The sequence below is a fragment of the Brevundimonas sp. genome, from assembly GCF_052436175.1.
Classification (GTDB): Bacteria; Pseudomonadota; Alphaproteobacteria; order Caulobacterales; family Caulobacteraceae; genus Brevundimonas.
The window spans coordinates 1-7,334 of sequence record NZ_JBQVNM010000092.1 but is presented as its reverse complement, the minus strand read 5'-3'; the positions used below and the strand labels follow the sequence as shown (position 1 = coordinate 7,334).

The window sequence follows — 7,334 nt, the reverse complement described above, 5'->3', positions numbered from 1 at the left end:
CCCCCATTGGGGGAGGGGGACCGCGAAGCGGTGGAGGGGGCTGTCAGCGCATGTTGAGCCTGCGGCAAGCCCCCTCCGTCTGCTCGCTCCGCCACGCATCCACCTCCCCCTTTGGGGGAGGATTGGGCCTTGCCGTCGCCGCATAATCCGGTGAGGTTCACGGCATGATCGTTTCGCGCCGTCGCCTGTCCGTCGTTTCCACCCTGGTTCTGGGCCTCGCTGTCGGCGCTCCAGCCATGGCGCAGGAGGCGGAGCCGGTTCCGCCGATCATCATCGCGCCGCCGGGAACGCCGGCCTCGCCTCTGCCGCAGCGATCGCCGTTGCCGCCGCTCATCGCGCCGCCCGTCACGCCCGCGCCCGATGAAGGCGAGGACGGGGAGGGGCCGGGCATGGTCGTCGACACCGACGCGCCGCAAGAGCCCGAGATCGTTCCCATACCCGCCGTCTGGGCGCCCGCGCCGCGCGACGCCGAGGGCCGCACGGCCTACGGCCTCTATCTGGGCGGGCGCTATCTGACGATGCGCGGGACCGAGGTGGAGGGCGCGGCCGAGGCGGGGGCCACGACCCTGGTCGAGGCGCGTACCCTGACCCCGGAGCAGCCCACGGTCTCGGAACAGGCCTTCGTCGCCGCCTTGCTGGCCGGGGATCTGGACGCCGCTCTGAAGAGCCTGCCCGAGGGCGAGGGGGTGTCCCCGACCCTCAGCGGGGCCGGGCGGCTGGTTCAGGCGGTGATGGACTTCGACCGGGGCCGGGCGCGGGAGGCCGTGGCCATCCTGAAGTCGCAACCCATCGAACCGCCGCACGCCACGGCGGCCCTGCTGGTCCAGCCCTGGATCGCGGCGGCGGCGCGCGACTGGGACTTCGCCCTGGCGCCCCCGCCCGAGGGGCCCGGCGTCCTGTTGCAGGTCATGCGCCTGCAGCGGGCGCAACTGCTGGAGGGACGCCGCCGCCGTGATGAGGCCGAGGCGGAATACAAGGCCCTGGTCGCCGCCGCGAACAGCCAGCCGGCCTTCCGCATCGCCTATGGCGAGTTCCTGGAGCGCAACCGCCGCCGGGACGAGGCCGTCGCCCTCTATGCCGCGGCGTCGCCGACCGAAGCCGCCAATCCCGGCCTGATCGCGGCGCGCGCCCGGGCCGCCAGCGGCGGACGAGCGCCCCGGCTGATGACGTCCCGACAGGGGGCGTCGCGCGCCCTGTCGCTGGCGACCACCCTGGCGCAGGAGCTTCGGGCGCATCAGTTCGCGGCGGTCTACAGTCGGCTCTCTTTGCAACTGTCGCCGGACGACGCCCACCGGCTCCAATACGCCGACGCCCTGATCAAGGCGCGGCTGGAGGCCCAGGCCCGCGAGGTGCTGGCCACGATCCCGCCCGCCAATGCGTCGCTCTACACCTCGGCCCAGGCCCAACTGGCCGACAGTCTGGCGCGGGCGGAGCGACCGGAGGAGGCTCTGGCCGCCTATCGCCGTGCGGTGGAGGCGTCGCCGGACTCGGTCGGCGCCCGTCTGGCCATGGCGAGCCAGCTAGTGGCGTTGAAGCGGAACGAGGAAGCGCTGGGCCTGCTGACGGCATCGCCCCTGTCCGAAGCCGATCAGGGGGGCTTCGTCCGCTTCCTGCGAGGCGCGGCCTATGAGGGGCTCGGCCGCGCGACGGAGGCGGAAGCCGAACTCCAGGCGGCGGTCACGGCCCAGCCGAACAACGCCATGTATCTGAACTTTCTCGGCTATTTGTGGGTGGATAGCGGCACGAAGGTGGACGAGGGCGCCGCCTTGATCGGCCGCGCCTTCAGCGCCCAGCCGACCGACGGAAACATCCAGGACTCCCTCGGCTGGGCCCAGTATCGTCAGGGTCGCTACGACGAGGCGGTGGTAACGCTGGAGGGGGCGGTGGCCAAGGAGCCGGCCAACGCCGAGATCAACGACCACCTGGGCGACGCCTATTGGCGGGTCGGGCGGCGTCGCGAGGCGGGCTTCCAGTGGAATCGCGTCCTGACCCTCGATCCCGACGCCGAACGCAAGGCGGGGGTGGAGAAGAAGCTGGCGGAGGGCCTGCCGCCGGCGGAGCCGGTGATCCTTCCGTTGCAGGCGGCCGGCGCGGCGAGCGAGCTGGCGCCAGAGGCCGCCCCGGCGGCGGACGCCACATGACGACCCTGACGGCCTTGGCCCCGGCCAAGGTCAACCTGTTCCTCCACGTCGGGCCGGTGGATGCGGAGGGCTATCACCCCCTGGCCAGTCTGGTGGCCTTCGCCGATGTCGGCGACCGTCTGACGGCGCGGGTGGCGGCCGGTCTGTCGCTCACCGTCGGGGGGCCGTTCTCGACGGGGCTGGACGGTGAGGGCGACAATCTGGTGCTGCGGGCCGTGCGCGCGCTCAAGGCCGGGCCGGGTCTGGCCCTGAAGCTCGACAAGACGTTGCCGATCGCCGCCGGTCTGGGCGGCGGGTCGTCCGACGCCGGGGCGGCCCTGCGGTTGGCGGCCCGGCTGATAGACGGCGTGGGCGAAGCGGACCTGCGTGCGGCGGCGCTGACGGTCGGCGCCGACGGGCCCATGTGCCTGAACCCCATGTCCGCCTGGGCCGAGGGCCGGGGAGAGCGTTTGACGCCCGAGCCGCGCCTGCCGCCGCTCCACGCCATTCTGGTCAATCCGCGCGTCCCGTCCTCCACCGGCGCCGTCTATCGGGCCTATGACGCGGGTCCGGTCGTACGGGCGGACCGGCCGGAGCCGCCGACCGACTGGTCACCCCGCGCGGTCATCGACTGGTTGGGGCGACAGAGAAACGACCTGGAGCGCCCCGCGCTGGAACTGCAACCCGCGATCGGTCCGGCGATGCAGGCCGTCGCCCGGTCATCCGGGGTCGGCCTGACGCGGATGTCGGGCTCCGGCGCCACGGTGTTCGGCCTGTTCGTCGACCCGGCGGCGGCCGACGACGCGGCGAGCCGCCTGTCGGCCGATCATGGCGATTGGTGGGTCGTTCGCACGGTTCTGGGCGGCGACCTGACAGCTGAGCTGTAAAAGGGCGAGAATGGGGCGCGCAGGCGCCCGGCGTCACAGTATCGCCCAAGCATAACCTTGGCTGTTGTGATGCATCGCCGAATATTCGGTCCCATATGGAACCTGTCGCGCTCAACGGAGCTTTGAGGTCTCGTAACCTTTAGTAACGGGCCGTGACAACTGCAGCCTGGCTCCCCGAGATCAAACCGAAAGGATGCTGACATGCTTCGCACTCGTCTTCTGACCGCCGCCGCCGCCGTCGCCCTGATGGCCGCCCCCGCCGCCTTCGCCCAGGACATGCCGGGCCAGTCCCCGGTGACCCCGCTGCCGACCGAGCCGGCCCCGACGCCGCCCGCGACCACGGATACCAGCGCGACCACGCCCGCTCCGGCCACGGCTCCCGCTCAGGCGACGGCCGCCACCCCGGCGGCCGGCTCGACCGTAATCGACACCTTGAAGGCCCAGGGCCAGTTCACGACGCTGTTGACGGCGCTCGACGCCGCCCAGCTGACGGACACGTTGAAGGCCCAGCCGGCCGTCTCGATCTTCGCCCCGACGGATGCGGCCTTCGCGGCCCTGCCTGAGGCGGAGCGCACGCGCCTGATGGACCCGGCAAACGTCAATGAGCTGCGTCAGACCCTGCTCTATCATGTGATCGTCGCCGACGTGAACTCGAGCCAGATCAAGGGCACCAAGGGCGGCGTCGAGACCGCGGCCCGCAGCCAGGTCCAGCTGGACGGCACCGGCGCCTCGATCAAGGTCGATGACGCCACCGTCGTCACGGCCGACATCGACGCCTCCAACGGCGCGGTCTTCGCCATCGACAAGGTTCTGAGCCCGGCGGCCTCGGCCGTCGCCTCGGGCGATGCGGAAGAGGCGACGACGGAAGAGGCTCCAGCTGCGGCCCCCGCCCCGGCGACCAGCCCCGATCCGGCTGCGGCTCCCGCTCCGACCCCGCCGGTCGCCCCGACCGAGCCGGCCGCAGAGCCGACGGACGACACGCCGGAAACCCCGGTGACCCCGCCGACGCCGCAGTAATCTGCACGAGCTTCGGTTGAGTTTGAGGGCGGCGGACTCTAGGGTCCGCCGCCCTTTGCTTATCCCGAGCCCAACCGCACGTGCCCCACGCCCCGACCGAACCGCTTTCGTTTCAGGATCTGATCCTGACGCTCCAGAAATACTGGGGCGACAAGGGCTGCGCCCTGCTTCAGCCCTATGACGTCGAGGTGGGGGCGGGGACCCTGCATCCGGCGACGGTGCTGCGGGCGCTGGGCCGGAAGCCGTGGAAGGCCGCCTATGTGCAGCCCAGCCGCCGTCCGGGCGACGGCCGTTACGGCGAAAACCCCAACCGGCTGCAGCACTACTACCAGTTCCAGGTGATCCTGAAGCCCAACCCCGACGACCTGCAGGAGCTCTATCTGGGCTCCCTGCGCGCCATCGGCATCGACCCGGCCCTGCACGATATCCGCTTCGTCGAGGACGACTGGGAGAACCCCACCGTCGGCGCCTGGGGGCTGGGCTGGGAGGTCTGGTGCGATGGGATGGAGGTGACCCAGTTCACCTATTTCCAGGGCGTCGGCGGCATCGAGGTCGACGTGGTGTCGGGCGAGCTGACCTACGGGCTGGAGCGTCTGGCCATGTATGTCCAGGGCGTCGACAACGTCTATGACCTGAAGTTCAACACCGACGGCCTGACCTATGGCGAGGTCTTCCTCGAGAACGAACGCCAGCAGTCGGAAGCCAACTTCCATGGCTATGACGTGGACGGGCTGAAGCGCCGGTTCGAGGACATGGTGGCCGAGGTGTCCCGCCTCTTGGCCATGACCGGACCCCAGGGCCAGCAACTGGTCCTGCCCGCCTATGACCAGGTGCTGAAGGCGTCTCACCTGTTCAACCTGATGGACGCGCGGGGGGCCATCGCGGTGGCCGAACGGCAGAGCTACATCGGCAGGATCCGGGAGCTGTGCAAGGCGTGCGCGACGGCCTACGTCGAGCGGGAAAGGGCGGAACTGGAAGGGGCGGGGGCGTGAGTGATGACCGCGTCGTTCCGTTTGCGCGAACGGTCCGAAAGGCTGGTGCGGCTGTATCCGGACGCCTCGTTTTCGACAGCAGCCAGTTGTTCGTGCCCGTAGGCCGAACGAGTTTTGGGCCGCGTTGGGCTGTCAGGGATGGGTTGATCAAATTGGCCGACGGATCGTTCGCGCCGATCAGTGTCAGCCTCGTCGCGGAGACGGTGAACGACGCTGGCGTGATGGGCTATCTGGACCGTCAGGACGACGGATTCGCCGGGGAACTCGCTGTTGGAGCGGCCTATGCTCAGTTGCTTCAACTCGCAGCTTTCAGCTCCGTCTCTCACAGGTTTTCCGTCGATGTATCCGCGGCGGCTGATGGCGAGATCGTCGAGCTGAAACTGGGCGTGGAGCGCACGGCGTGAACCTCATCGACGACGGCGCTCCCTTCCCCCTTGATGGAGGAAGGGCTGGGGATGGGGGTGAAAGCCTGTCCGCAAGACCCCGGCATCTCGGCGGCGCGGTCGAGCGCGCCCGCCGCCTGCGTCGCGAACAGACCTATCCCGAGAAGGTGCTGTGGGCCGATCTGCGCAAGCTCAAGGCCAATATCCGCCGCCAGTCCCCGATCGGCCGGTTCATCGTCGATTTCGTCGATCATGATCGACGGCTCGTGATCGAGGTGGACGGCCCGCATCACGAAACCTCCGAGGCCGTCGCCTATGACGCCGCCCGCACCGCCTGGCTGGAAGGTCAGGGCTATCGCGTCCGCCGCTTCACCACCCGTCAGGTGGTCGAGGACCGCGAGGCCGTGCTGACGGCGATTCAGGCGGACAGGCTGTCACCCCCATCCCAACCCTTCCCCCATCAAGGGGGAAGGGCTCTTTACCGGGCCCGCGACCAGTGGGTCAGAGACGACGAATCCTGATGCCCCAACTCCTCCTCGAAATCTTCTCCGAAGAAATCCCCGCCCGCATGCAGCAGGGCGCCGCGCGCGATCTGGAGCGCATGGCGTCGGAACGGCTGAAGGCCGCCGGGCTGAGCTGGGACGCCCTGACCACCTATGCCGGCCCTCGCCGGCTGACGCTGGTCATCGAGGGCCTGCCGGTCTCGACGCCCGACCGTGAGGAGGAGCTGAAGGGCCCCCGCACCTCGGCGCCGGATCAGGCGCTGGAGGGCTTCCTGAGGAAGACCGGCCTGACGAAGGATCAGCTGACCGAGCGCGACGGCGTCTTCTTCGCCGTCATCCGCCAGCAGGGCCGTCAGACGACCGAGGTGATCGCCGAGACGGTGGACGCCGTCATCCGCGCCTTCCCCTGGCCCAAGTCGATGCGCTGGGGCGACGCGACCCTGCGCTGGGTGCGGCCGATCAAGCGGATTCTGTGCCTGTTCGACGGCAAGGTGGTTCCGTTCGTGATCGCCGACGGGTCGCCGGACCTCGGCGGCCGGGTGCAGGGGATCGAGAGCGGTGACGCGACCGAGGGTCACCGCTTCATGGGCACCAAACGCCCGCTGAAGATCCGCGACTTCGCCGATTATCGGAAGCAACTCGAGGACAATTTCGTCCTGATCGACGTGGCGGATCGCAAGCTGCGGATTCTGGAGGCGGCGCGGGCGGCCTGTCACACGCGCGGCCTGGAGCTGGTCGACGACGACGGCCTGCTGGACGAGGTGGCGGGCCTGGCCGAATGGCCGACGCCGATCCTGGGCGACATGGACCCGCAGTTCCTGACCCTGCCGCCCGAGGTGATCAAGCTGTCGATGAAGGTGCACCAGAAGTATTTCGCAATGCGCGATCCCTCGAAGGACGGTCTGGCGCCGAACTTCCTCGTCGTCGCCAATGTCGAGGCGACCGACGGCGGTCAGGCCCTGGCGGCGGGCAACAGCCGCGTCCTGTCGGCCCGCCTGAACGACGCCCGCTTCTTCTGGGACGAGGATCAGAAGGTCGGGTTCGACGCCTGGAATCAGAAGCTTGCGGGCGTGACCTTCCACGCCAAACTGGGCAGCCTGGCTGAACGGGTCGAGCGGATCGCCGCCCTGGCGCGCGAGATTGCGCCCCTGGTCGGGGCGGATCCGGACGAGGCGGAGCAGGCGGCGCGGCTGTCGAAGGCGGACCTGGCGTCCGGCATGGTCGGGGAGTTCCCGGAACTGCAGGGGGTGATGGGCGGCTACTATGCGCGTCTGCTCCCTTCCCCCTTGATGGGGGAAGGGTCGGGGTTGGGGGTGACGGCGTCTGAAGCGGGCAGTGGCGGATCACCATCAACCGGTGTGGCCCCCCCCCCAACCCCCCCCCCCCCGCGGGGGGGGGGCCGCTAGACCAAAGCCCACCCCCACCCCGCCCC

The 7,334-nt window shown here is 69.9% G+C and carries 6 protein-coding genes and 1 pseudogene; all 7 read left to right on the top strand.

Translation table 11 applies throughout. The features are described 5' to 3' along the window. Positions 1-164: 164 nt before the first annotated feature. A complete protein-coding gene (locus ACT6QK_RS14320) occupies positions 165-2,141 on the top strand; it encodes a tetratricopeptide repeat protein (protein ID WP_444598500.1) in 1,977 nt (658 codons plus the stop codon). Further along, entirely contained in the window at positions 2,138-3,007 is an 870-nt protein-coding gene (locus ACT6QK_RS14315) for a 4-(cytidine 5'-diphospho)-2-C-methyl-D-erythritol kinase (RefSeq protein ID WP_444598499.1), read from the top strand. Before ACT6QK_RS14320 ends, ACT6QK_RS14315 begins: the two co-directional genes overlap by 4 nt. A gap of 201 nt (positions 3,008-3,208) precedes the next feature. Next, positions 3,209-4,024, top strand: coding sequence for a fasciclin domain-containing protein (locus ACT6QK_RS14310; protein ID WP_444598498.1), 816 nt, complete (start codon positions 3,209-3,211; stop codon positions 4,022-4,024). An 80-nt stretch (positions 4,025-4,104) separates the two neighbouring features. Further along, positions 4,105-5,016 (top strand): glycine--tRNA ligase subunit alpha, encoded by a 912-nt coding sequence (locus ACT6QK_RS14305; RefSeq protein ID WP_444598497.1) that lies wholly within the window; start codon positions 4,105-4,107, stop codon positions 5,014-5,016. A 152-nt stretch (positions 5,017-5,168) separates the two neighbouring features. Further along, positions 5,169-5,420 carry a hypothetical protein gene (locus ACT6QK_RS14300; RefSeq protein WP_444598496.1) on the top strand — a complete coding sequence of 84 codons (252 nt, stop codon included), beginning with the start codon at positions 5,169-5,171 and terminating at the stop codon, positions 5,418-5,420. Next, the gene (locus tag ACT6QK_RS14295; RefSeq protein WP_444598495.1) at positions 5,417-5,920 is read left to right on the top strand and encodes an endonuclease domain-containing protein; all 504 of its coding nucleotides are present in this window, start codon (positions 5,417-5,419) and stop codon (positions 5,918-5,920) included. Before ACT6QK_RS14300 ends, ACT6QK_RS14295 begins: the two co-directional genes overlap by 4 nt. Further along, positions 5,920-7,173: pseudogene (gene glyS, locus ACT6QK_RS14290) on the top strand (glycine--tRNA ligase subunit beta); the annotation flags it as partial. The gene ACT6QK_RS14295 and the pseudogene glyS, both read left to right, overlap by 1 nt. Positions 7,174-7,334 lie beyond the last annotated feature (161 nt).